Source organism: Microbacterium sp. Marseille-Q6965, from assembly GCF_946151065.1.
GTDB lineage: Bacteria > Actinomycetota > Actinomycetes > Actinomycetales > Microbacteriaceae > Microbacterium.
Genome location: NZ_CAMGZA010000001.1, coordinates 472,280 through 496,109 on the forward strand (window position 1 = coordinate 472,280; position 23,830 = coordinate 496,109).

General features: G+C 68.9%; 20 protein-coding genes. 7 read left to right on the forward strand and 13 right to left on the reverse strand.

Translation table 11 applies throughout. The annotated features are described in order from the left end of the window. Positions 1–209: 209 nt before the first annotated feature. The 5 genes from N8N77_RS02350 to N8N77_RS02370 all read right to left on the reverse strand — a co-directional run bounded on the left by N8N77_RS02350 (position 210) and on the right by N8N77_RS02370 (position 9,286). Entirely contained in the window at positions 210–1,853 is a 1,644-nt protein-coding gene (locus N8N77_RS02350; RefSeq protein ID WP_261164331.1) for an ATP-dependent endonuclease, read from the reverse strand. 220 nt (positions 1,854–2,073) lie between these two features. Continuing rightward, positions 2,074–5,175 (reverse strand): type I restriction endonuclease subunit R, encoded by a 3,102-nt coding sequence (locus tag N8N77_RS02355; RefSeq protein WP_261164333.1) that lies wholly within the window; start codon positions 5,173–5,175, stop codon positions 2,074–2,076. Further along, on the reverse strand, positions 5,175–6,347 hold the full coding sequence (locus N8N77_RS02360) for a hypothetical protein (protein WP_261164335.1): 1,173 nt from the start codon (positions 6,345–6,347) through the stop codon (positions 5,175–5,177). Before N8N77_RS02360 ends, N8N77_RS02355 begins: the two co-directional genes overlap by 1 nt. A 119-nt stretch (positions 6,348–6,466) precedes the next feature. Beyond that, positions 6,467–8,203 (reverse strand): class I SAM-dependent DNA methyltransferase, encoded by a 1,737-nt coding sequence (locus tag N8N77_RS02365; protein ID WP_314732502.1) that lies wholly within the window; start codon positions 8,201–8,203, stop codon positions 6,467–6,469. A 159-nt stretch (positions 8,204–8,362) separates the two neighbouring features. Next, positions 8,363–9,286, reverse strand: coding sequence for a hypothetical protein (locus tag N8N77_RS02370; RefSeq protein WP_261164339.1), 924 nt, complete (start codon positions 9,284–9,286; stop codon positions 8,363–8,365). 286 nt (positions 9,287–9,572) lie between these two features. On the opposite strand from N8N77_RS02370, the gene N8N77_RS02375 reads away from it, so the two are divergent. The 3 genes from N8N77_RS02375 (at position 9,573) to N8N77_RS02385 (ending at position 10,596) form a co-directional block, all read left to right on the forward strand. Beyond that, positions 9,573–9,998 (forward strand): hypothetical protein, encoded by a 426-nt coding sequence (locus tag N8N77_RS02375; protein ID WP_261164341.1) that lies wholly within the window; start codon positions 9,573–9,575, stop codon positions 9,996–9,998. Between the two features lie 13 nt (positions 9,999–10,011). Beyond that, complete coding sequence (locus N8N77_RS02380; protein WP_261164343.1) at positions 10,012–10,134, forward strand: hypothetical protein; 123 nt, start codon at positions 10,012–10,014, stop codon at positions 10,132–10,134. 63 nt (positions 10,135–10,197) lie between these two features. Beyond that, entirely contained in the window at positions 10,198–10,596 is a 399-nt protein-coding gene (locus N8N77_RS02385) for a hypothetical protein (protein ID WP_261164345.1), read from the forward strand. 6 nt (positions 10,597–10,602) lie between these two features. Here the strand turns inward: N8N77_RS02385 and N8N77_RS02390 are convergent, their stop codons facing one another. Together N8N77_RS02390 and N8N77_RS02395 are read right to left on the reverse strand one after the other, a co-directional pair. Then, positions 10,603–11,736: a sugar porter family MFS transporter gene (locus N8N77_RS02390; protein ID WP_261164346.1), complete on the reverse strand. Its 1,134-nt coding sequence runs from the start codon at positions 11,734–11,736 to the stop codon at positions 10,603–10,605. 51 nt (positions 11,737–11,787) lie between these two features. Further along, positions 11,788–12,378 carry a helix-turn-helix domain-containing protein gene (locus N8N77_RS02395; RefSeq protein ID WP_261164348.1) on the reverse strand — a complete coding sequence of 197 codons (591 nt, stop codon included), beginning with the start codon at positions 12,376–12,378 and terminating at the stop codon, positions 11,788–11,790. A 123-nt stretch (positions 12,379–12,501) separates the two neighbouring features. Here N8N77_RS02395 and N8N77_RS02400 point away from each other — a divergent pair, with 123 nt between their 5' ends. Further along, positions 12,502–13,866 carry a uracil-xanthine permease family protein gene (locus N8N77_RS02400; protein WP_261164350.1) on the forward strand — a complete coding sequence of 455 codons (1,365 nt, stop codon included), beginning with the start codon at positions 12,502–12,504 and terminating at the stop codon, positions 13,864–13,866. Beyond that, a complete protein-coding gene (locus N8N77_RS02405; RefSeq protein ID WP_261164352.1) occupies positions 13,863–14,549 on the forward strand; it encodes an isochorismatase family cysteine hydrolase in 687 nt (228 codons plus the stop codon). The genes N8N77_RS02400 and N8N77_RS02405 overlap by 4 nt, the downstream gene beginning before the upstream one ends. A 44-nt stretch (positions 14,550–14,593) precedes the next feature. Here N8N77_RS02405 and N8N77_RS02410 read toward each other — a convergent pair whose 3' ends face one another. From N8N77_RS02410 to N8N77_RS02425, 4 genes are all read right to left on the reverse strand, one after another. Further along, positions 14,594–16,531: a glycogen debranching N-terminal domain-containing protein gene (locus N8N77_RS02410; RefSeq protein WP_261164353.1), complete on the reverse strand. Its 1,938-nt coding sequence runs from the start codon at positions 16,529–16,531 to the stop codon at positions 14,594–14,596. Then, positions 16,528–17,346, reverse strand: a complete 819-nt coding sequence (locus N8N77_RS02415) for a carbohydrate ABC transporter permease (RefSeq protein WP_261164354.1) — start codon at positions 17,344–17,346, stop codon at positions 16,528–16,530. The genes N8N77_RS02410 and N8N77_RS02415 overlap by 4 nt, the downstream gene beginning before the upstream one ends. Positions 17,347–17,424: 78 nt before the next feature. Continuing rightward, positions 17,425–18,531 carry a carbohydrate ABC transporter permease gene (locus N8N77_RS02420; protein WP_261164355.1) on the reverse strand — a complete coding sequence of 369 codons (1,107 nt, stop codon included), beginning with the start codon at positions 18,529–18,531 and terminating at the stop codon, positions 17,425–17,427. A 4-nt stretch (positions 18,532–18,535) separates the two neighbouring features. Further along, positions 18,536–19,771, reverse strand: coding sequence for an extracellular solute-binding protein (locus N8N77_RS02425; protein WP_261164357.1), 1,236 nt, complete (start codon positions 19,769–19,771; stop codon positions 18,536–18,538). Positions 19,772–19,940: 169 nt separating this feature from the next. Here N8N77_RS02425 and N8N77_RS02430 point away from each other — a divergent pair, with 169 nt between their 5' ends. Together N8N77_RS02430 and N8N77_RS02435 are read left to right on the forward strand one after the other, a co-directional pair. Continuing rightward, complete coding sequence (locus N8N77_RS02430) at positions 19,941–20,954, forward strand: LacI family DNA-binding transcriptional regulator (RefSeq protein WP_261164359.1); 1,014 nt, start codon at positions 19,941–19,943, stop codon at positions 20,952–20,954. A gap of 248 nt (positions 20,955–21,202) precedes the next feature. Then, complete coding sequence (locus N8N77_RS02435) at positions 21,203–22,135, forward strand: DUF72 domain-containing protein (RefSeq protein WP_261165594.1); 933 nt, start codon at positions 21,203–21,205, stop codon at positions 22,133–22,135. On the opposite strand, the gene N8N77_RS02440 is transcribed toward N8N77_RS02435, so the two are convergent. Then, entirely contained in the window at positions 22,120–22,575 is a 456-nt protein-coding gene (locus N8N77_RS02440) for a hypothetical protein (RefSeq protein ID WP_261164361.1), read from the reverse strand. The genes N8N77_RS02435 and N8N77_RS02440 overlap by 16 nt on opposite strands. Before the next feature lie 147 nt (positions 22,576–22,722). After that, entirely contained in the window at positions 22,723–23,826 is a 1,104-nt protein-coding gene (locus tag N8N77_RS02445) for an NAD(P)-dependent alcohol dehydrogenase (RefSeq protein ID WP_261164362.1), read from the reverse strand. Positions 23,827–23,830 lie beyond the last annotated feature (4 nt).

Sequence of the window (23,830 nt, forward strand, 5' to 3'; positions counted from 1 at the left end):
GATCGGGATCCCTCACGGACGTGCGGGACCGCGGATGAACCGAAGCGGTCTGGTTGGTTGTCGTACGTCACGCGGTGGGCCTGCCCGGCGAGCACGCCAGACCCCACGCACACGCGTGACACTTCAGGTTACCAGAGGGAACGCGGGGGGTGGGGTGGGGTATTCCCGGCTCAACAGGCCACACTGGACCCAGCCACGGCCCCATGCACTCAGGAAACCGCTCGACCCCCTGCCCTCAACCCATTCTGTGATTCCGCGACTCCCTGCGCGTGAGCGACAGGAGACGGGGGACGCGCGTCGCTAAGGCGCAACGCCAGTTCGTCAATCAGACTCGCCGAGCGGACATAGTCGCTGGGCTTTGCATTCGATTCGAGCCATGCCGGGAACTGCTGCTTCCCGCGCGGAGTGAAGTCGTAACGATATTCGCCGCCGCGCTTAGACTTCGACTTCAGCACTAGTTCCTCACCTGCGTCATCTACGAACCTCTGCATCAGCGAAGCCGGGAAGAGCCACTCGCTTTCCGCGTCTTCCTGATCATTCACGAAAGTTCGGTACTCGAGCACAGTCTCCTTCGCGAAATCGAATCTCTTTCGCATCAAGTCCCTGGCAGACCGCCCTTCCTGATCCGAGTCGAAAAGCGCAATGACAGCTTGGGGGGCCTCCGCTCGCAGGAGCACAGATTGCGCGACGACTGAGTGAGCACCTTTGCACGCGATGATCGCCAAGTCTGAAAGATCCTCAGACCGACCGAGGGAAGCCGCCGCAAGTTCAATGAACCGCTTGTCGCTCTCACCCTCGACGACTAGCAGCATGTTCGCGTCGGACGGAACCGAATGATATCGATCAAGCAGTTCCGGGACGACTGAGTCCACGAAAAGGCCGGAAAGCACGTCTGCGTGCCCAGCGTTCCCCAACGCGGACCCAACCACTCTCGATACGCCGTCCTCAATGCCCTTCTCAAGCGCAACAACCTGCGCGTTTGCCGATCTCGAGACAATGTACGGGGAGTGCGATGTGACAAGCAAAGTTACGTCTTCTCGCTCTGCCAGTCGCTCGAGATCATCGCGCAGTGACTGTTGCGCCGCCGGGTGAAGAAAGGCTTCGGGCTCCTCGAGCGCAAAGATGATGGACTGCTTGCTGGCATCGCTCAGATAGCGGAGCAACGCAATCAGGACGCCACCAGCGACGCCGGTCCCTTTCGAAGCCAGATCGGTCTCAACCGAGTCTTCCAAACGGATGCGGATATTTGACAAGGTCTCTTCAAGCGACGTGACCGAGGGAACGAGCGCAATGCCCTTCACCTCCGGAAACAACCGCTTGCTGAGACTCAAAATCTTCTCGCGCATCGGCGCGAGGAGCCCCTCTTGTAAATGCTCAGCGTAGGCAGTCCGTGCGTGCTCGGAATTGCTGTACGCCTCGCCCAACTCCTCCCTCAGCACCGAGTGAAGGATCTCACGAAACTGGCCGACCAGTAGCATCTCAATGCTCTGGCCACTCTCGACTGAAACGAACCGCACCAGTTTGCGGAATTGGCGGAGCGCCCTCTCGTTTAGAGCGGCGTCGCCACGACGGTCGCCCACACCCTTCGCGGCGAAATACTCCTGACGGACAAGCCCAGTGGCGCGACTGCCACGGTAGGTGACGACAAGTCTCAACTCGTTGTTAGCCGCATACGTCGCGTTACCCACGCCGACAACGCTCTCTTCGTACTCATGAAGGTAGCGAAGCAGTGTGCGCTCCGGACTGCTGCGTGGTGCGATTTTGAAGGTCAGGGTGGTTCGGGGGTAGGCATATAACAGTTGACCTGGTACATCACGCTCTGCAACGAAGTCGTACGCAGGGTCGAGTGCCATTTTGAGAGCGCGCACAAGATTGGACTTGCCGCAATTGTTGGGGCCAACGAATGAGTTCATGCCACCCACCAGGGGGACATCGATCCCATTCACAAACGATCGGAAGGACTTCACATCCAGTCGCACTAGCTTCAACGCGATCCCACTCCAGACATAGCTGCTGGCCTATCCCGACTTGATGCACCGTGCGAGTGCCAGTAGCGGGTCGTCCGCCCGTGCCTCACGCCGCTTCACCCCGCGCCGCCTCGTAGAAGTACCGCAGCAGCGCCTTCTTTACCTGTGCTGTTGCGGGGTCTGTGCTGAAGAAGAAGTCCACCAGCTTGGCGTGGGACTCGTGCGTGTCCGTGACCGCGGCCGTGAGGGCGTCTTCAAAGTCGGGACTATCGGCGAACTGCGTCGGCGTGTTAGTCCGCGCCTGCGTGACGAGCTGCTTGTCGTCCAGCAGCGACTGCGTCACCTCCTGCAGCCAGGACTCGTTATGCGCGTCGGGATGGCCGAAGCGCTCGTTCAGCAGCTGCAGGACCTCGGCCAGCGCGACCATCTTCGGGTCCCGTGCTTCACCGCCACCGACGCCGACCGGCTTGAGCGCCTCCCCACCCGTGAGCGAGACATCGACCTTGCCCTCGTCGCGCAGCTGGAGCTTGGTCAGCTCGATGTCGGAGAAGTCGATGCCGGGGATGAGCTGCTCGGTGCGCAGGTGAGGCGCAAGCAGGCGGAGATAGATGTGCTTCTTCGCGATGTCGATGTCGCCGTAGTCGAACACCTGGCTCATGAAGTCGTAGAGGCGGATGAACGAGCCGACGTCCTTGCGGAACAGCTCGAGGAGCTCGCGCTCGACCTTGTCGTCGCTGTCGACGGCTGCCTGCCAGCGGCCACGGAAGCGCTCCTTCGCCGGTCCCAGCACCGCGGCAAGCCTCGAGTTCACCTTCGAGCCCGCGCCGACGCCCTCAGTGAGCATGACGTTGACCGTCTGCTCGACCTCGTCCTGCGTATAGATGCCGGCGGTATCGAGCTTGGACAGCAGGTCGTGCACGAGGTTCGGGTCGGTCGTCTCCTCGACGTGCGCGCCGACAAAATAGGGCTCGAACGCAGCCTGGATCTCGCTCGGGTCGTTCACGAAATCGACGACTTGCGTCATCGACGCATCCTTGACGACGCCATGACGCGTGACGTGCGTGCGATTGAGTCGCGAGAGCGTCTGCACCGCGGTAATTCCCGAGAGCTGCTTGTCCACGTACATCGCGCAGAGCAGCGGCTGATCGAAGCCGGTCTGGAACTTGTTCGCGACGATCATCACCCGGCAGTTCTCGTCGCGGAACGCCTCGCGCAGATCGCCAGCGCCGGGGTTCATCGATGCCTCGGTGAACTCGTCCGGGCCCGATTCCTCGTCGACGACGGATCCGCTGAACGCCACGAGCGTCTTGTAGCCGAGGCCCTTCTTCGCGATGTAGTCGTCGATCGCCAGCTTGTACCGGACAGCGGCCTTGCGCGACGGCGCGACGACCATCGCCTTCGCCTCGCCTTCGAGCAGGTGGGCGACGTTGCGGGAGAAGTGCTCGACGATGACGGCGGCCTTCTGCGAGATGGTCTGCGGGTTCACCCGCACCCATTGCATGATCTCCTTCGCCGCGCGCGCCTGGTCGACCTCGTGATCGAGCGCGCCCGCGGCCTTCTCCCCCAGCTCGAAGATCATCTTGAACGAGTGGTAGCCGCGCAGCACGTCGATGATGAAGCCCTCTTCGATCGCCTGCTTCATCGTGTACAGGTGGAAGGGCTCGGGCTTGTCGCCGCCGTCGGGTACCCGTCCGAACAATTCGAGGGTCTTGGACTTGGGCGTGGCCGTGAAGGCCAAGAACGAGATGTTCTCGCTATTGGCGCGCTCGCTCATCTCGGCCGCGAGTACCGCCTCGATGTCGATCTCGCCGCCGTCCTCGAGCTCCTTCGCCTCGTCGGCACTCAGGACGGCCTTGAGCTTCGCAGCCACCTGGCCCGACTGCGACGAGTGGGCTTCGTCGGCGATGACGGCGAACCGCTTGCCCTTGAGCCCCTTGTTCTTGCGGACCTCTTCGAGCACGAACGGGAACGTCTGGATCGTCACGACGATGATCAGCTTCCCCGTCGCGAGCGCCTGCGCCAGCACGCCCGATTTCGACGTGCCGGCCGCCCGGGTCGTCTTCTCGTCGACGGTGACGACGATGTCCTGCTTGTCGAGCTGACGCACCGCTTCCTGTAGCTGAGCGTCGAGCACGGTGCGGTCGGTGACGACGATGACCGAGTCGAAGACCTTCTGGTTGTCGACCTGCAGGCGTGCCATGCGGTGCGCGGTCCAGGCGATGGAGTCGGTCTTGCCGGATCCGGCGGAGTGCTGGATGAGGTAGCGCTTGCCGACACCCTCGGAGGCGACGGCGGAGCCGAGCTTCTCGACGGCCTCCCACTGGTGGAACCGGGGGAAGCGCAGGCTCGCCGTCTTCGTGGTCTTGCCGGTCTTGGGATCGATGCGGCTCTCGTGCTTCACGTACATGAAGCGGCCGAGGATCGCGAGGAGCGCGTCCTTCTGGAACACGCGCTCCCAGAGGTACCAGGTCTTCCAGCCGTCGGGGTTCAGCGGGTTGCCGGCGCCGCCGTCCTCGGTGCCGCGGTTGAACGGGAGGAAGTGCGTGCGCTCGCCGTCGAGCTTGGTGGTCATCCAGACCTCGTCCTCGGAGACGGCGAAGTGCACGAGCGCGCGCGTGCCGAAACCGAGCAAGGCGTGGGCCGCGCCGTTCTTCTCCTTGGGCAGGCGGTCGCGCTTGTACTGGTTCTTCGCGTTCTCGATGGACTGGGTGTTCTCGGTCTTCAACTCGGCGGTGGCGACCGGCAGCCCGTTGACGAAGAACACGAGGTCGATCGAGCGGTTGTCGCCGGGCGCGTAGTGCACCTGCCGGACCACGCGCAGCCGCATGGCCTCGTACTTCTCGAGAGCGGCCGCGTTCAGCGTGGTCTCGGGCTTGAACTGCGCCATCTGCAGCTGGCCGGAGTTCAGGAACTTGAACCCGTTGCGCAGCACGTTGAGCGTGCCGCCGCCGGCCGTCATCGGCTTGTCCAGCTCGGCTGCAAGCCGATCGAGCAGCTGCGCCATCTGCTTCTCGACGTCCTTCGACTCGGGCTTGATCACCCGAGCCAGCGCGTCAGGGTTCGCGGCCTCGAGCCAGGCGAAGACGTCCTCGGGGTAGAGCGCGCGGGTGCGGTCATAGCCCTTGTCGTCGCGCGAGTAGAGCCAGCCGCGCTCCTCGAGGTACTCGCAGATCTCACGCTCGTACTCGATCTCGTTGTGCTGTGCCATCACGCCGCCTTCCGCACGTCGATCTGCCCGGTCACCGCGGCCGTGATCAGCGCCGCCCGACGCTCCTGCGAGAGCTCGATGAGACGCTCAGACTTCTGGATGAGGGTGTCGATTCGGGCGGTCTGCTCGTCGATCCAGTCGACCGCTGCCCGCTGCACCGTCTCCGACGGCACCGGAATCTCCATCGCCATCATGTTCTTGTCACTCAAGGACGGTACCGCTCCCGGATTCACGAGGTAGTCGAACGCGATAGTTGCCATCGCGTGGTGGAGAAAGCGCCCGACGAGATCGGAGCGAGGCATGAACCCCGCCATGTTGTTGTCCAGACAACTGGCTGTGGCGAGCGTACGCACGCGCCCCAGCATTAGTGCGGCACCGACCTTCGCATAAACCACCGTCCCCGCAGGGAACACGGTGGCTCGAAGCGCTGCAGCGGTCTCGCGACTCACGTAGTCATCCGCGACCGAAAGCAACCCCTCGCTGTCAGCAGCGGCGAGGTGCTTCACCTTGAAGAATGGGAGCTCGAGGTCGGTGCGCCCCTGAAGGTGCGGAGGAAATCCTGAACCCGCCTTACTGTCTCCGAGCCTACGAAGCGGCACGAGTCGCCAGTCGTCAGGGAGATCGGGGAAGAAACGAGACGTGGTGCGTCTCCGCGATCCCGGCAGAAAAGTTCCCGTCACGCCACTTCGTACCGCCGACACGCGACGCTCGCGGAGGGTGGCGATGAGGCGCTGCTGCTTGGCGATCAGGGTGTCGATCTGCGCGGTCTCGCGGTCGAGGTAGTCCGCGATCGCCCGCTGCTCCCCTGGGCTCGGCAGGAGCACAGGCAACCGCGCCACGTCGGCGAACTTCAGGCTCTGCCTCACGCCGCCCCCGAGACCGTAAAACACCTTCGACAGATCCCAGGCGCGCATCACGTAGGCAAAGAATCGCGGCTCAACATCCTTCGGCCGCACGGCTACGTACGCGGACGTGATGATGCCTCGCTCAGCGACAAGAGCCGAACGCAGGCTTCGCTTGTCATTCTGAAGGTCGGTAAACCTAAACACGACGTCATCACGGTCGACAATCTGGTAAGTCTCGAACGACTCGGGCAACAGACCGTCCGACGTAGTGATGTCTTTGCGGACGATGCGACCGTAGCTCAGCGACAGCAGATTCGACTCGATCATGGCTGTGTTTCGAACCTGCTTCGGAAACGCAACCGCGCGCATTGGCGAAACCCTCCAATGCTCCGGAATCTCGCGGAGCCAGGGGATGTCACTTGGCCGCATCCCTGCGTACTTGCGAGTCACGCCTCCACCTCCCGCAGGAGCTCGAGGATCTCCGCAATCTGCTGCTCGAGGTCGCGGTCGATCTCCTCGAGCGGGCGCGGCGGTGTGTAGGTGTAGAAGATCCGCGTGAAGGGGATCTCGTAGCCGACCTTTGTCTTCGCTGTGTCGACCCACGCGTCCGGGACGTGCGGGGCGATCTCCGCGGCGAAGTATGCGGCGATGGTCGCGTCGCGGCCCGCGTCTCCGCGTGTGTTGCCGCCGTAGGTGAAGGGCACGTTCTCGGTGTCGCGCTTCTTCGCATCGGGCTTGGGCTTGCCCTTGCGGTCGCGCACCACCTCGCCGTTCTCGTCGAGCAGCGGGCGCTCGACGGTGATGGTCCAGTACCCGAACTCATCGGTGCGGAGGATCTTCGACTTCTCGCCGTCTTCGAAGGCGTCGTAGAGCTTCACGATCTCGTCGCGCTGCTCGGCGCTGATTTCGCGGCGCTTCGATCCCATGCCCTTGCGCATCTTGACCCACATGCTCGTGGCGTCGATGAGCTGCACCTTGCCCTCGCGCTCGGGCTTCTTCTGGTTGTCGAGGATCCAGATGTAAGTGGCGATGCCGGTGTTGAAGAACATGTCGGTCGGCAGCGCGACGATCGCGTCGACGAGGTCGTTCTCGAGCAGCCAGCGCCGGATCTCGCTCGGCCCGGACTCTGCCGCGCCGGTGAAGAGCGGCGATCCGTTGAGGACGATGCCGGCCCGTCCCCCGCCTTCGTGCCTCGGGCGCATCTTGTGCGCCAGGTGCGTGAGGAACAGCATCTGCCCGTCGCTGATCGGCGGGAGGCCGGGCGCGAAGCGGCCGGCGGCGCCGGTCTTCGCGCGCTCGGCCTTGACCGCGGCCTCGCTCGCCTTCCAGTCCACGCCGTAGGGCGGGTTGGACATGCAGAAGTCGAAGGTGCGGTCGTAGAACTTATCGTCGGCGAGGGTGTCGCCGAGGCGGATGTTGTCGACGTCCTGCCCCTTGCCGATCATGTCGCTCTTGCAGATCGCGTAGGACTGGTCGTTGATCTCTTGCCCATACAGCCGTAGGCGTGCGTTCGGATTGCGCTCGTACAGGCGCTCCTCGGCGACGCTGAGCATCCCTCCGGTGCCGGCCGTGGGGTCGTAGATCGAGCGGACGACGCCCGGCTCCATGAGCGCGTCGCTCTCCTCCGCGAAGAGCAGGTCGACCATGAGTCGGATCGCGTCGCGCGGGGTGTAGTGCTCGCCGGCCTCCTCGTTGCTGGCTTCGGCGAACTTGTAGATGAGGTGCTCGTACAGGTCGCCCATCGCGGCGTTCGGCACGGCGTCGGGGTGCAGGTCGATCTCTGCGAACTTCGACACCACGAGGTAGAGCCGGTTCTTCTCGGCGAGCTTGTCGATCACCTGCTCGAAGCCGAAGCGCTCGAACACGTCGATGTTCGCGGAGAACCCGGCGACGTAGTCGATGAGGTTCGCGCGCAACCCCTCCGGGTCCTGCAGCAAGCGCGCGAAGTCGTACTGGCCCGTGTTGTAGAAGGCGAGCCCCGTCTTGCGCTTCACCTGCGCGTCGAGCACGCCACCCTCGAACTTCGCTGCCAGCTCACGCATCGTCTCACGCTGGCCGTCCATCATGCAGTCCAGCCGCCGCAGGATCGTGAACGGCAGGATGATCCCGCCGTACTGGTTCGGCTTGTAGACCCCACGCAGCTGGTCCGCGATCGACCAGACGAAGCTTCCCAGGTTGCTCAACGTTCTCCCACTCATCCCACATCCGCCGCACCCGCGGCCTTCCTACACACCGGTATCGACGCAGACTCTTCACTCTCGCACGATCGCCCATCCGGGGAGCGCATGCTGGGTGCGACCGCCCGTTCTGCACCGGCACTCCTCGCGTGCAGTTCGCGAGCCTCAGACGTAGCGCTCGAACGGGACGAACTCGAGATCAAACTGCACGCGGTACGTCATGAAGTCGACATTGGGCACCATGCTGAGCGCGCTCTTGACCTTCTCATCCGCCTCACCCGCGATTACGAGGCCGGTCACTCGCTGGTGCGGCTCCGCGAGGTTCTCGCGCACCCAGCCCATATAACGCAGCACCTGCCCGACGACCTGATCGCCCGTGCGGCCACGCTTGAGTTCCACGACTCGCAGCTCGCTCCCGTCACGCGACACCGCGAGAACATCAATTCGGCCAACCTGGGTGTCGAACTGCTGGCCCTCGACTCCTTCCACCTCGTCTCGGAAGACCTCGAAGCTCCTTCCGAGCGGCGTTCGGTCCCAGTTCTCGATCAGGAAATCCTCGAGGTGCTTCTCGAGGCGAAAGCCCTGACTCGGGTCGCCCACGTCGAGCGATCCGCCACGAAGGGCGTCGATCTCATCGCGATGTCGGTCCAGGTTGAAGGCGCTCATGAGCGACTTGACGGCGTTCGCCAGCTCAGGGGTCATATCCGATCGCTGCAGCCGCTGAGAATCCCAGCGAACGGGTCGCCGGTGCGGAAGCGGACGCCCCGCCCGATACAAGTAACCGCCCGCGATCGTGCCCACCGCAATCGTGCCGTCCGTCAGGTTACTCATGACGACGTCGCCTTCGCGCATGCCCTGGGTGACCACGTAAAGGTTTCCCAGAGCCAGACCGCGGGAGACCTTCGATCGATCAGGCTCGCGCTCGGCGAGCACCGGGTGCCAGCGGTCCAAGAACGCGTCGAGATCCTTGCCTGCCTCTTCTGACAGGTCCACGTCGCCAAGGAAGCCGATCCCCACCTCGCTCGATTCGAGGAACTCTGAATCATATGTGGCCTTGCGGCCGGGACGGACGAACCAGTATCGGGTCACCGACGTCATCACTTTCACTCACTGATCGGTTGCAACAATCACCGCGGGCGTACGCACTCATCGCGAGCTGGCACGCCACTGCCCAGGTGCATATGGATAGTGGCACAGACCTCGGACATCCGTGTTCCTCACCTTGGGCCCGGTCGCGGAACGGATATGGCGCCACGTGGAGAGACGCCGACGGAGCCCCGAGGAATCCCCTGCGCCCGGTTCATCGCCGAGCAGGACGCCGCTACCGCCCCCGCGCGCTTTTCAGGCGCTGTTGACGCACCGCTAGCATGCCGGCGTGGACGAGTGGATCTCGGCCATCGCTGAGTCGGTCGCCGCCGTCGCCGCACTCGGCGCGCTGGGCGCGGCGATCGTCGCGGCCAGGCATACCAAGAAACTGCTGCGCACGGAGTCCGAGCGAGACGAGCACGCCGCAGTTGAGCGCAAGCGCGCCGTTGCGAGACGCGTCTCTGCATGGGTGGCGGTCGCCGCGCAAGCGCCGGCTACAGACGAAGCCACCGGCCAAAAGCCAAACCACGTCTACGGCGTTATCGTGTCCAACGCGTCCGACGAGGTTGTGTACGACGTCCAGGTCGACGTCATCGGGGCGGGCGGGGCTTCCGCAGATCGCGCTCACGATGGTTCCACCCGGCACCTACTTCATCGCGGAGAAGACGCGCCCGTACGGATGGGATTTCGCGAGCGGGACCGCGCGCTACGGTAACGATGTTCGTCCCGTGACGAAGTCGAAGGACCGCCGGATCGCCTCCCTCACGTTCCGCGACGCATCCAATCACCGGTGGGTCCGCACCGAGGGCGGCCTTCTCGAGAGCATGCAGCAGGCGGACCGTGCACACTAGCCCGACGCCTGTGCAGGGGCGCGCGGCTTCCCGACGACACGCTCCGCCCCGTACCCTCACCTCATGACCGTCCCGCGCCGCATCGCCCGCGTCCTGCTCGGCACCGCTCTCGTCGGGGCCGGGATGTCGCACCTCACCGTGGCGCGGAAGGAGTTCCGGGCACAGGTGCCCGAGTTCGTGCCGCTCGATCCCGACACGACGGTTGTCGCGTCCGGAGTGGCCGAGATCGGGCTCGGGGCATCGCTGCTGTTCGCGCGGAAGCGGCGGCGGCTGGTCGGATGGATCGCCGCCGCCTTCTTCGTCGCGATCTTCCCCGGCAACGTCGCGCAGTGGATGCACGAGCGCGACGGGTTCGGGCTCGACACCGAGGAGAAGCGGTTCGCGCGGCTGTTCTTCCAGCCCGTGCTCGTCGCGTGGGCCCTGTGGTCCACGCGGTCCGGGCGGCGCCGGCTCAGAGGCTGAGGCGGATCAGCGGCGCGCGAGCGCGAACGCCCCGCCGCAGACCACGGCGGTGACGGCCCCGAAGCACCATAGCCCGGCCGGCAGGGGCAGCACGCGCAGGGCGGCGCCGAGTCCGAGCACGGGCATGGCCAGTCCCGCGTAGCCGCAGGCGAAGACGAGCGAGGTCTGGCGGAAGGCGGCGCCCGGCACAGCGGCGACCGCGACGCGCAGGCTGCGCGCGAACAGCGCCCCGCTGCCGGCTCCCGCGGCCAGGGCCGCGACGACGAACGCGGCGGGAGCGAAGAGCTGCACCGCGGCGGCGACCGCGCACAGCGCCACGGGAGCCGCAACCGCCGCCGCCCGCAGTGCGAGACGCGGCCCCAGGAACGCGACGCCGCAGGCGCCGGCAACGAACACCGCGCCGGCGAGGGCGCCCGCGCCCGCTGCGTCGGCAGAGCCCAGCGCCGCGAGAATCGCGGTCGTCACCGAGCCGAACAGTCCCGTGGTCATGAACGCGGCGAACGCCCCGAGCCCGGCCGCCGGCGGCAACGCCGCGCGGGCGGAGGGCGCATTCGTCGCGGCGCCGGCATCGCACGGCAGCGCGAGCAGCGATACCACGAGGGCGAGCGCGATCGCCGCCGCGATCCCGAGGAACAGCGCGTGCACGCCCGCGAGCGATCTGAAATCGGCGAGAGTCCCGAGCAGCGGTCCCGATCCCAGCGCAAGGTATGCGGCCGCCGGTGCTGCGGCAGCGAGTGCGCGCCGCGCGCGCCCGGGCAGCCGCGACGCGACCTCCGTGAGGAACGCCGTGCCCGAGGCCGCGAGCGCGCCCGCACCGAGCCCCGTCAGCACGCGCCCCGCCACGAAGCCGGGCAGCCCGAGGTCGAGGCCGAGCACGATCGCCGCGGCCACCTGCAGCACGCTCGCCGCGACATACGCGCGGCGCCGCGAGAGGGCCCGCGACAGCGCCGCCACGGCGAGCAGGCCGCCCACCGCACCGCAGGCGAACACCGCGAACGTCGCCGTCACGCCCAGGGCGTCGAGACCGAGCTCCGCGGAGTAGACGCCGTACAGCGGCGTCGGCACGGTGGCGAGCGCGCCGCCGAGCACGATCGCCGCCAGGAGCGACACGACGGCGACGACGGCGCGGGTCCCGTTCACTCTTCTCCATCCCGAATGCAACTACTGCATCCTAGATGGAACGCGGGACCGTCAGAGGCGCCGGAGGTTGATCCAGACGGCGCGCGCCGTCTGGTTCCCCTCGTTGCTGATCCGGTGCGGCCGCCGCCCGCTGAACTGTGCCACGTCTCCCGCCTCGGCGGTGTAGATGTCGTCGCCAAGCTGCACGTCCAGGGTGCCCTCGAGCACCACGCCCACCTCGATCCCCGGGTGCTGGGAGGGCCGGCGCGCGTGCGCGGTGCCGGGCGCCCACTCGTCCACGTAGACCTCGAGGTCGTGATCCGCACGATAGGCGGCCGTGCGGCGCACCATGCCTCCGTCAGTGGTGTCGACGATCTGATCCGCCAGGGGCGTGATCGGCGTGTCCTCGCCCCCGCTGCGGGCGAACAGCGCGGCCACCTGCACGCCGAGCGCCGTGGCGATCGCGTGCAGCGTGCCGAGCGACGGCGACGTCCTGCCCCGCTCCACGGCGCTCAGCATCGACAGGCTCAGCCCCGTCCGCTCACCCAGGTCCTGCAGCGTGAACTCGTTGCGCTGTCGCAGCGCCCGCACGCGCTCGCCGATGTCGCGGACGAGACCGCCGAGGGCGCCGTTGCCGCCGTCGGGTGAAAGGGGATCGCTCATGTCGTCCATTGTTACCCGGTTGCATCATTTCCGACACGAACGAAACATGTGCGTAACAGCCACAGTGCAACCATTGCTCTCACACTGCAACTCCACGCCGAGTCTCATCCCTGGGAGCCCCTCATGGCCGCACCTCCGCACCTCGTCGAGACCACGTCTCCCCTCGTCGTCGGCTTCGACGAAAAGCTGCCGGCATCGCGCACCACGCTGTTCGCCGTGCAGCACCTGCTCGCCCTCACGGGCATCTGGGTGTTCCCCAACGTCATCGGCTCGAGTCTGGGTCTGACGACGGCCGAGGTGGCGCTCATGATCCAGGCGTGCTTCCTGCTCACCGGCCTCGTCACCATCCTGCAGTCGAGCCGCATCCTGCGCCTGCCGATCGTGCAGGGCCCGACGGCTGCCTTCAGGGCGGCGATCATCTCGTCCGGCGCGGCCTTCGGACTCGGGACGGCGTTCGGGTCCATGGCGGTCGCAGGCCTGATCTTCATGGCGCTGAGCCTGCCGCTCAAGCGCTTCGGCCTCTTTGGGCACGTGGCGGGCTTCGTGTCGTCGCCCGTCGTGCTCGGCACGCTGTTCGTCATCATCGGCGCGCAGCTCGCATCGATCGGCGCCGGCAACTGGTTCGGCACGGCCGGCACGCCCTCCTACGGCGGCATGAGCTTCGCCGTGACTCTCGTCACCGCCGTCGTCGTCATCGCCTGCCTCGTCGGCGGGCGCGGCATCCTCAAGCGCGGCGCGATCTTCTGGGGCATCGTGGCGGGCGCCGTCGTCGCGCTCCTGCTCGGCCAGTGGGCGTTCCCGGATCTGCTCGCGGGCGGGGTGATCGGCACCCCGCACCTGCTCCCCTACGGCTTCGGCGTCGAGATCAGCGTCGTCGTGCTGATGCTCGTGGCGTTCCTGCAGGCGGGCACCGAGTCGATGGGCATGTACTCGCTCGTGGCCAGCTGGGGCGGGCAGCGCATGGACACCGTGCGCGTCAATCGCGGCCTCTTCTCGGAGTTCGGCGGCACCGTCGTGGGCGCGCTGTTCGGCGGCATCGGCACGACGTCGTACCCGGAGAACGCGGGCATCGTGCGCGTCTCGGGCATCGGCAGCCGATTCGTCACGCTCACGGCGGGCGTCATCTCGCTGGCGCTGGCGTTCCTGCCCCCGGTCGCCCAGCTGCTCGCGAGCATCCCGTCCCCGGTCCTCGGCGCGGCTTCGACGATCCTGTTCGGGATCATCGCGATCAGCGGCATCCAGATGCTCGCGGGGGTGAAGTGGGACGACCTGAACCTCACCGTGGCCGCCGTCTCGTTCATCGTCGCGCTCGGGGCGCAGTTCATCCCCGCCGACATCACGGCGGCGATGCCCGAGTCGATCGCCACCGTCGTGACGAGCCCCATGATGATGGGCATGTTCCTGCTGCTCGCGTTGCACGGGCTCGTCAACCACCTCATCCGCCCCGCGGTCGAGCGGCGCGACAACGCCCGGGAGGCACACGCATGATCACGACCGACGTCTACGGCCGCGAGCACCGGATCGACCCGAGCGGCGAGTTCGCCGCGTGGCTGGATCCGGGCCACACCGCCGTCGTCTCGATCGACATGCACGAGGGCCACCTTTCGGAGGACCCCGACTGTCCCTGCCCCGCACCGCGGGGACGCGAGATCATCGGGGCCGTCGATGCGTTCCACCGCTCCGCCCGCGCGGCCGGCGTGCCCGTCATCCACGTGCGCTCGACGGTGCGCACCTCGGGCGTCGACGATGTGCGCGGCGCGAGCCCCAGCGCGTGGCGGCTCACCTTCCCTCAGCACGTGGGCGAGATCCCTGGCGCCGACGGCCACGCGCTCGAGGGCAGCCGCTGGACGGAATTCGTCACGGAGGTGGCGCCGGAGGACGAGATCGTCTCGGGCAAGAAGCGCCTCTCGGCCTTCTACCCCACCGACCTCGACTTCCTGCTGCGCCAGATGGGCGTGCGCGCCGTGGTGCTCGACGGGATCATGGCCGACTGCTGCGTGCTCAACTCGGCCTTCGACGCGTCGAATCTGGGCTACCGCGTGGTCGTCCCGAACGATCTCGTGCGCGGCACGGACGAGCACCTCGAGGCCGCGGCGCTCGCGATGATGTCGCTGCACCTCGGCCTCGTCCTGCCCTCCGCCTCCCTCCTCGAGGCCTGGGGCAGCGCCTGACCCATCCGCGGGGCCCGTCCTGATCGCACGGGCCCCGCCGCCGCCTACTGCGCCCGCACCGCGGTCAGCGCCGTCACCGCGGCCGCGGCCGACCATGCCTGGGGGCGGCACGCGGCCGGGTACGGCGTCGGCACGTCGGTCTCTGAGCGGGGGTCGCCGCTGTGCAGCTCGGGCACGCGGTAGACGAATCCCTCCGCCGCGTCGAGCATGCCGTCGACCACCCGGTTCGCCTCGTCCACCAGGCCCGCGCGCACCATGCCGTGCACCGCGATCGCGGTGTCGTGGGTCCACACGCTGCCGCCGTGGTACGACAGCGGCCAGTAGCCCGCCGCGCCCGTCGACATCGTGCGGATGCCGAAGCCGGAGGCCATCGACTCCCCCAGCAGCAGCTCGGCGACGTGGCGCTCCTCGTCCGGCTCCAGGATCCCGGTGCCGATGAGGTGGCCGATGTTGCTCGTGAGGGTGTCGACCGGGCGCTTGTTGCGATCCAGCGCCACGGCCGGGTAGCGGCCCTCCGGCGTCTCCACCCAGAACGACCCGGCGAAACGCTCGCGCAGCTCCGCCGCCCACGCCCGCAGCTCCGCCGGGCCGTGCGGCTCGTCGCCCTCGCCGAAACGCTCCAGCAGCTCGGCCCCGGCGAGCGCGGCCTCGTACGCGTAGGCCTGCACCTCGCACAGCGCGATCGGCCCCTCGGCCAGGCGCCCGTCGCGCCACTGGATCGAGTCGCCCGAGTCCTTCCAGCCCTGGTTCGCCAGGCCGCGGCCGGTGCGGTCGATGTAGTCGATGAAGCCGTCGCCGTCACTGTCGCCGTACTCGATGAGCCACGCCAGCGCGCGGCGCAGCGCCGGGATGAGCGGGCGCACCTCGTCCTCGGGCATGCCCGCCCGCCACGCGTCGTGCAGCAGGCACACCCACAGCGGCGTGGAGTCGACGCTGCCGTAGTACAGCGGCGGCAGCGACACGTTCTCGCCCGGGATCTCGAGCGTCGACGAGCGCAGCTCGTGCAGGATCTTGCCCGGCTCCTGCGCCGTCTCGGCGTCGTCCACGTCGCCCTGCAGGCGCGCCAGCACCCGCAGCGTCGACGCCGCGATCGCCGCATCCAGCGGCAGCATCAGGCGCGCCGCCCAGATGGAGTCGCGGCCGAACAGCGTGAAGAACCACGGCGCCCCGGCGGCGTAGAACTCGTCCTCGGGGTTGCCCGGCAGCGCCAGGCGCAGCGCGTCGAGGTCGCCGAGCGCTGTCTCGAGCCAGCGCGCCAGGCGCGGGTGGCGCTGGGCCACCTCGCCGATCACCTCGCCGGCATCCCACGGCGCCGGCCGCCGCGCCGGCTCCACGACGAGCGTCTCGTCGTGCAGCGCGAGCTCCCACGACGCCCGGGCCTCGCCCCGCGCCGGCGCCTCCAGGCGCCACGTCACGACGATCGCGCCGTCCTGCTCCCCCAGCTCGGCCCCCGGCGCGGCGAGCGCGAAGCTCTGAGCCCCCGACCGCACGCGCGCCTCACCGTCGCCGATCTCGACATCGAACGCGCCCGGCGTCGAGCCGCCCGCCTTGACGTCGTGCAGCGAGGCGAACTCCGGCACAAAGCGCATCGACACGGTGGTGCCCACCGGCACGTCGCGCCCGTTGCGCAGCTGCCACGACTCGCTCACCCGCCGCCCGTCCACGGTGCGGTCGCGCACGATCCGCACCTTCGGGTCGGCCACCCACTCCTCATCCAGTCCGCGCAGCAGGCCCGCGAAGACGACGCGCGAGGGCCCGTGCGTCGACAGCGAGATCCACTCGATGCGCGAATCGGCGCACGTCGTGGTGATCTCGCGCACGTGCCGCACGTCGCCGTGGAAGATGCCGTCGATCGCCGCGGCTCCGAGGTCGCCATCCCGCCCCGACCACACCTGGGTGGGGGCGCGCAGCGCGATGACCGCGTCGTCGAGCAGGGGCTGCAGCGGCGGCTGCGGCTCGGCAACGGTCTGGGCAGGTGTCATTCCTTGACGGCTCCTTCGCTTGCGTTCATGATTCGGCGCTGGAAGATGAAGAACAGCACGGCCACGGGGATCGTCATGATCGCCGCCGCGGCGAGCTTGAGCGGGTACTGACTGCCCTGGCTGAGCTGTCCGCTCGCGAGCGACGCCACACCCTTGGTGAGCGTGGTCAGCTCCGGCGATTGCGTCGAAACGACGAAGTGGCTCAGTTCATTCCAGGATCCCTGGAACGACAGGATCACGATCGTCACGAGCGCCGGGCGCGCCATCGGCAGCACCACCGACCAGAAGGTGCGGAACACCCCCGCCCCGTCGATCCGGGACTGCTCCTCGACCGAGACCGGGATGGACTCGAAGAAGTTCTTCATGATGAACACGCCCGCCGCGTCCACCAGCAGCGGCAGCACCATGCCCGTGTACGAGTCGTACATGCCGAGCTGGTTGATGACGAGGAACTTCGGGATGAGCAGCACGACGGTCGGCACCGACATCACCGCCACGAGCGCGGCGAAGATCACCCCGCGCCCGCGGAAACGCAGCCGCGCGAGGGCGTAGCCGGCCAGCGAGTCGAAGAACACCCGCCCGACGGTGACGAGGATCGTCACGACGGCGGAGTTGGCGAACCAGACCGGGAAGTCGGAGTTCAGGAACAGCCGCTCGTACGCCGCCCACGTGACCGTGGCGGGAAACAGCGACGTCGGGTCGGAGGCCGCCTCGGCGTCGGTCTTGAACGACGTGGCCACCTGCACGAGGAACGGGTAGACGTAGACGACGGCGATCGCCGTGAGCAGCACGTACAGCGCCACCTGCCCGAGCATCGGCCGGCGCGAGCGGCGCACGGCCGGCCGCGCGGGGGCCGGGCGGGGGGGTGTGCCAGGCGGGGCGGCACGGGGGCGTCATCGCGCACCTCCCCCGGTGGCGACCTCGTACATCCGCGCGCGGCGGCGCGAGACGGGGCGATCGCGCAGCAGCCAGCGCTGCAGGATCGTCATGAGCACGATGATCGCGAAGAGGATGAACGCGATCGCCGCTCCCCTGCCCCACTCCTGCGAGAGGAACGCCGACTGGTAGCTGAGGTACGCCGGCGTGAGCGTGGTCTTGCCGGGGGCGCCCTGCGTGCCGGTGTAGATCTGGTCGAACACCTGCCAGCAGCCGATGAGGCCGAGGGTCAGCACGGTGAACAGCGTCGGCCGCAGCTGCGGCAGGGTCACGCGCCAGAAGCGCTGCCAGCCGTTCGCGCCGTCCATCATCGCCGCCTCCTGCACGTCGCCGCCGAGGTTCTGCAGCGCGGCGACGAACAGCAGCATGAACGTGCCCGACGTGGTGAACACGGCCATGAGAATGAACGCGAACATCGCCACCGACGGCCCGCCCAGCCAGTCCCACCACGAGACCCCGAGGAAGGCGCCACTCGTCAGCGCCTCCGGGCCGGACGTGACGCCGATACCCGCGAGCAGGTTGTGGATGATGCCGCTCGGATCGTTGAACCAGTTGGGTCCGTTGACGCCGATCCACGACAGCACCTCGTTGATCACGCCCGACGTGGAGAAGAGGAACAGCCACAGCACGGTGATCGCCACGGAGCTCGTGACCGACGGGAAGTAGAACGCCGTGCGGAACAGGCCCCGCCCGCGCAGCACGGCGCGGTTGACGAGCACGGCGAGGAAGAGCGCCAGCGCCGTCTGCAGGGGCACGACGAGCAGCACGTACCAGGCGTTGTTACGCATGGCGATGCCGAAGTCGCGCTCGGCGAGCCCGCCCCCGCTCGTCACGGCGGCGTAGTTGTCGAGCCCGACGAAGTTCACGTCCGACGACAACGGGCTGCCGCGGCCGGTCCAGTCCGACAGGCTCACCCACAGCGCCATGAGCACGGGCACGAGCAGGAAGACGCCGAGGATGAGGATCACCGGCAGGGTGAACAGCCAACCCGCGGCGCCCTCGCCGCGCCGCAGGCCCGAGGCCCCGGCGCGGCGAGAGCGCGTCTCAGCGGTGGACGTCGACATCCGCCTACTCGGCGATCGCCTCGAGGTTCGCCTGTACCGACGAGAGGATCTCGGCGGGGTCGGCGGTGCGCAGCGACTCGAGCTGCGCGTTGAAGTCGGTGATCACGTCGGCGGCACCGGCCTGGTTCGGCGGGAACTGGGCGTACTCCGCGCCGTCGAGGAACGCCGACAGGTCGGGATTCGCCTCGGTCCACGCGTCGGCGGCGGACTGGATGGACGGCATCGGGCCGAACGCCTCCGAGAACGCCAGCTGCTGATCCGTGCTCGTGAGGAACTCGACGAGGTCGAGCGCCTGCTCCTGGTTCGCGCTGTCGGCGGCGAGACCCCAGCAGTTCGTGAACTGCAGGGTGCCGGGGCCGGCGGGGCCCTCCGGCAGCGGCACGACCGTGTACTCCACGTCGGGGAAGTCGTTGGCCAGCCCGCCCGTGATCCAGTTGCCCTCGATCGCCATGGCGGCGCTCTGGTTGCCGAACGCCTCGCCGCCCCAGCCCGCGCCCACGTCGGCGGCGAAGGCGAAGGATCCGTCGTTCAGGTGGGTCTTGACGTACTCGAGCGCCTCGACGTTCTCGGCGCTGTCGGCCACCGGCTCGCCGTCGACCACGAGGCCGCCGCCCGCCTGCGCGAGGAAGACGCCCAGGCGCTGGTACTCGGCGCTGAAGACGAGGCCCACGCGGTCGTCCGTCGTGAGCTGCTGCGCGACCGCGGCCAGCTCCTCCCACGTCGTCGGGTAGTCCTGCTCGGTGAGCCCGGCCTCCTGCCACAGCGCCGTGTTGATCACGAGCGCGAGCGTGGAGAAGTCCTTCGGGGCGCAGTAGAACTCGCCGTCGAGGGTGAAGTTCTCCACGAGCGACGGGTAGAAGTCGTCCTTGTTCGCCAGGTCGTCGCCGTACGCGGCGAGCGAGCCGTTCTCGGCGTAGCCGGCGATCTGCTCGGGCGCGAGGTAGAACAGGTCCGGCGGGGAGCCCGCCGCGAAGCCCTGCGAGAGCTGCTGCGGCAGGTCATTGGCCACCTGCACCTCCACCTCGGTGCCGGACTCCTGCGACCAGGCGTCGACGGCGGCCTCCACCGCCTGGGTCTCGGCATCGCCGGAGGAGCCGATGAGCACCGTGAGCCCGTCGCCGCCGCCCCCGTTCGTCTCGGCGGGCTCGTCGAAGCCCGAGCCGCAGGCCGTGAGCGCGAGCGCGCCGGTCGCGAGGAACGCGCCGAGCCCGAGCGCTCTGCGTGTCGTGTGCCGTGTCATTGTCTCTTCTCCCTTGATGAGCCAGGCGACGGTGCGAGGATGACCCCGCGGAATTTGATCGTTCAAGTTCCGTGCGTTTCCACGGTAAGGACGCGGGCACGCCACTGTCAAGCCGAACGGCGCGCCCTAGGATGACGGACGAAGCCGGGCACGGCAGCGAGGAGGATGCGTGGCGAAGGCACCGACGGTCGAGGACGTGGCACGAGCCGCCGGCGTCTCGCGCCAGACGGTGTCGAACGTGCTCAACTCCCCCGATATCGTCCGCCCCGCCACGCGCGAGCGCGTGGAGCGCGCCATCGCCGAGCTCGGCTACCGCCCGCACGCCGCCGCGCGCCGGCTGCGCACGCGCCGCAGCTCGACCCTCGGCATCCGCCTCGACCCCTACTCCGGCGGCGTCTCGGGCGTCGTGCTCGACCGCTTCGTGCACGCCCTCACCGAGCGCGCCAGCGCGCGCGGTTTGCGCATCCTGCTGTACGCCGCGCGCACGGCCGAGGAAGAGATCGACCGCATCCGCGATCTGCTCGACGGCGGCGAGATCGACGCCGTCGTGCTGACGGGCACGTTCCGCGGCGATCCGCGCACCGCCTGGCTCGCCGCGCACGCCGCGCCGTTCGTCTCGTTCGGCCGCCCGTGGGACGACGACGCCGCGCCGTCGCACTCCTGGGTCGACGTGGACGGCGCCGCCGGCACCCGCATGGCGACCACGTGGGCGCTCGCACACGCCGGTCCGCGCGTGGCGTTCCTCGGCTGGCCGGCAGGATCGGACACGGGCGACGACCGCGAGCGCGGCTGGCGCGAGGCCATGCCCGAGGGCGCTCCGCTCGTGCGACTGACCGCCGTGGACGGCGTCGCCCCGGCCCGCGAGGCGGTGGCCGAGACGCTGCGCGCGGGCGGCGACGCGCCGGACGCGATCGTGTGCGCGAGCGACACCCTCGCCATCGGCGCCCACCTCGCCGCCGTCACGGCCGGGCGGCCGACGCTGCCCATCGTCGGCTTCGACAACACCCCGGCGGCCGAGGCCATGGGCCTCAGCAGCATTGAGCAGCGCCCCGAGGACGTGGCGGCCGGCACGCTCGAGCTGCTCGCGGGCGCGGAGGGCGCCGTGATCGACCCCGCCGAGCGCGCCGCGCACGTGCTCGTCGAGCCGCGCCTCGTCGTGCGCACCGAGCCGCCCCGGGGCTGACGTCCGGAGGGGGCGGACGCCGTGCGCCGGCCCGGGTGCGGGTCGCGGGGGGTGCGCCGGTCCCCGCGTCCCGGCATCGGTCGCGGGAGCTGCCGGCACCGGACCCCGCGCCCCCGTCCGTGAGCGGTCGCGCGAGCGACGCGGCCGGGCTGCCTGGCGCCGGACGCGCGCCCGCCGCAAGGGGCTTGCTCCCGCCCGGAGCCGGATGGTTGCCTGCCCTCATGACGAAGGGAGCGGGCGAGGCGGCCATGGGCGCCACGGCGAGCCGCACGGCGGACACCGAGGGCGCGACCACGGGGCGCGTGCGCGTGGGCATCTCGGGCTGGCGGTACGCGAGCTGGCGCGGCGATTTCTACCCGAAGGGTCTGGCCCAGCGCCTCGAACTGGCCTACGTGGGCGAGCGGATGAACTCGCTCGAGCTGAACGGGTCGTTCTACTCCCTCCAGCGGCCGGCCAGTTACGCGCGCTGGCGCGACGCCGTGCCCGACGACTTCGTGTTCGCCGTGAAGGGCTCGCGATACATCACCCACATGCTGCGGCTGCGCGAAGCCGAGGCGGCGATGGCGAACTTCTTCGCCTCGGGCGTGCTCGCCCTGGGCCCCAAGCTCGGTCCCTTCCTGTGGCAGCTGCCCGAGCGGCAGGAGTTCGACGCCGAGGGCCTGGACGCCTTCCTCTCCGCGCTCCCCCGCACCACCGGCGAGGCGCTCGCGCTCGCCCGGCAGCACGACGAGCGGCTCGAGGGCCGGGCATGGCTGCAGATCGCCGCCGACGTGCCGCTGCGGCACGCGCTCGAGCCCCGCGCGGCGAGCTTCGAGGACCCCGGAGTGCCCGAGTTGCTGCGCCGCCACGGCGTCGCCCTCACGATGGCCGACGCCGCGGGGCGGTGGCCGCGCTTCGGCGAGGTGACGGCCGACTTCGCGTACGTGCGGCTGCACGGCGCGCACGACCTCTACGCCAGCGGCTACTCCCCCGACGAACTCGACGACTGGGCCGCGCGGATCGGCGCGTGGGCCGACGGATCGAGCACGCCCGACGGCCGCCCGCGCGATGTCTACGTGTACTTCGACAACGACGCGCGCGGCCATGCCCCGCACGACGCCGTCGCGCTCGCGGCGCGCCTCATGCCGTTCGCCGCGGGCACCACCGAACCGGCCCCCGCGCACGCTCACGACCCCGGCTGATCCGGCCGCACCACCCGTGCACCCGAGGAGGACAGCACCACCTGCGCCCGCAGCGGGAGGCCGGCACCTTCGGCGGCCGCCGCGACGCCCCGGATCCACTCCCGCAGCGCGCCGCCCACGCGGTGCCGCCCCGGCCGTTCCCAGACGATGATCACCGCGGCGGCGCTCACCCGCGTTGCGACGCGCGCCGCGCGGCGGGCCAGCAGCTCGGCGTGCGTGACGTCGCCGAGTTCGGGGTCACCCGCCCTCGCACGCGCGTCGCGCGGCAGTCCCTCGACGGGGAAGACGGGGTCCTTCAGGCGCCCGCGCGCGTCGAGGAAGACCAGCCAGACGCGTTGCTCGTACGCGCGCTGCAACAGCTCGCGCACGAGCCGCTCGAGGCTCTCGTCCCCGCGCACCTCGAGAGCGCGCGGGTCGGTGCCCGTGGAGTGATCCGCCATCCCTCCACGCTCACCCACCCGGCGACGGCTCGGGCGCGGCGGGGCGATCTGTGGAGCAAACCCTCATTCTTGCGGACTGTGCGCGGGCCGAAACGCCGACGGCCCCGTCTCCCGGAATCGGGGCGGGGCCGTCGGCGCACTGACCGCTCAGGGCATGACGAGGACGGCCTTGACCGTCGCGCCCGACTGCGTGTCGGCGATCGCCTGCTCGATCTGCTCGAACGGGTAGGTCGTGACGAGCTCGTCGAACGGGAATCGGCCCGCCTGGTGCAGCGCGATGAGCTCCGGGATGAAGTTCTGCGGGATCGCGTCGCCCTCGATGGCGCCGACGAGCGTCTTGCCCGAGGCGGCGATGAGGCCGAGGTCGAGCGTGCTGCCCGGCTTCGGCACGCCCACGAGCGCGATCTTCGCGCCGAAGGCCGTCGCCTGGATCAGCTGCGCGATGACGGGCGCCACACCGGTCGTGTCGACCGCGTAGGGGGCGCCGCCGCCGGTGATCTCGAGGATCCGGGCGGTGGTGTCCTCCTCCTTGCCGTTGATGAGGTGCGTCGCGCCGAGGCGCTGGGCGAACTCGAGACGCTCCGGGATCACGTCGACCGCGATGATCGTCGTCGCGCCCGCGACCTTCGCGCCCATGATGGCCGACAGGCCCACGGCGCCGGTGCCGGCGACGACGATCGTCGAGCCGGCCGGCAGGTCGAGCGAGTTCAGCACCGTGCCGGCGCCGGTCTGGATGCCGCAGCCGAGCGGGCCGGCGAGCTCGACCGGGGTGCCCTCGGGCAGCTTGACGACGTTCTTCGCCGACGCGATCGCGTGCGTGGCGAACGACGACTGCCCGAAGAAGCTGCCGTGCACGGGGCTGCCGTCGGCGGCGCTCAGCGTGGTCGTGCCGTCCTCGCGCACTCCGCCGAAGTTCAGCGGCATGAAGTTGAGGCAGTACGCCTCGCGGCCGGCGAGGCAGTTGCGGCAGTGGCCGCACGCGGCGTACGACAGGCCGACGGCGTCGCCCACGGCCAGGCCGTGGACCGCCGAGCCGACCTGCTCGATGACGCCGGCGCCCTCGTGGCCCAGCACGAAGGGGAAGGCACCCGGAATGTGGCCGTGCTGCACGGCGAGATCGGTGTGGCACAGGCCCGTGGCGACGATCTTGACGAGGACCTCGTCGGGCTGCAGATCGGCCAGGGTGAGGTCTTCGAAGCGGAACGGCTCGTCGACGCCGTGGAGCACGGCGGCGCGGACGGATGTGGTCATCTCA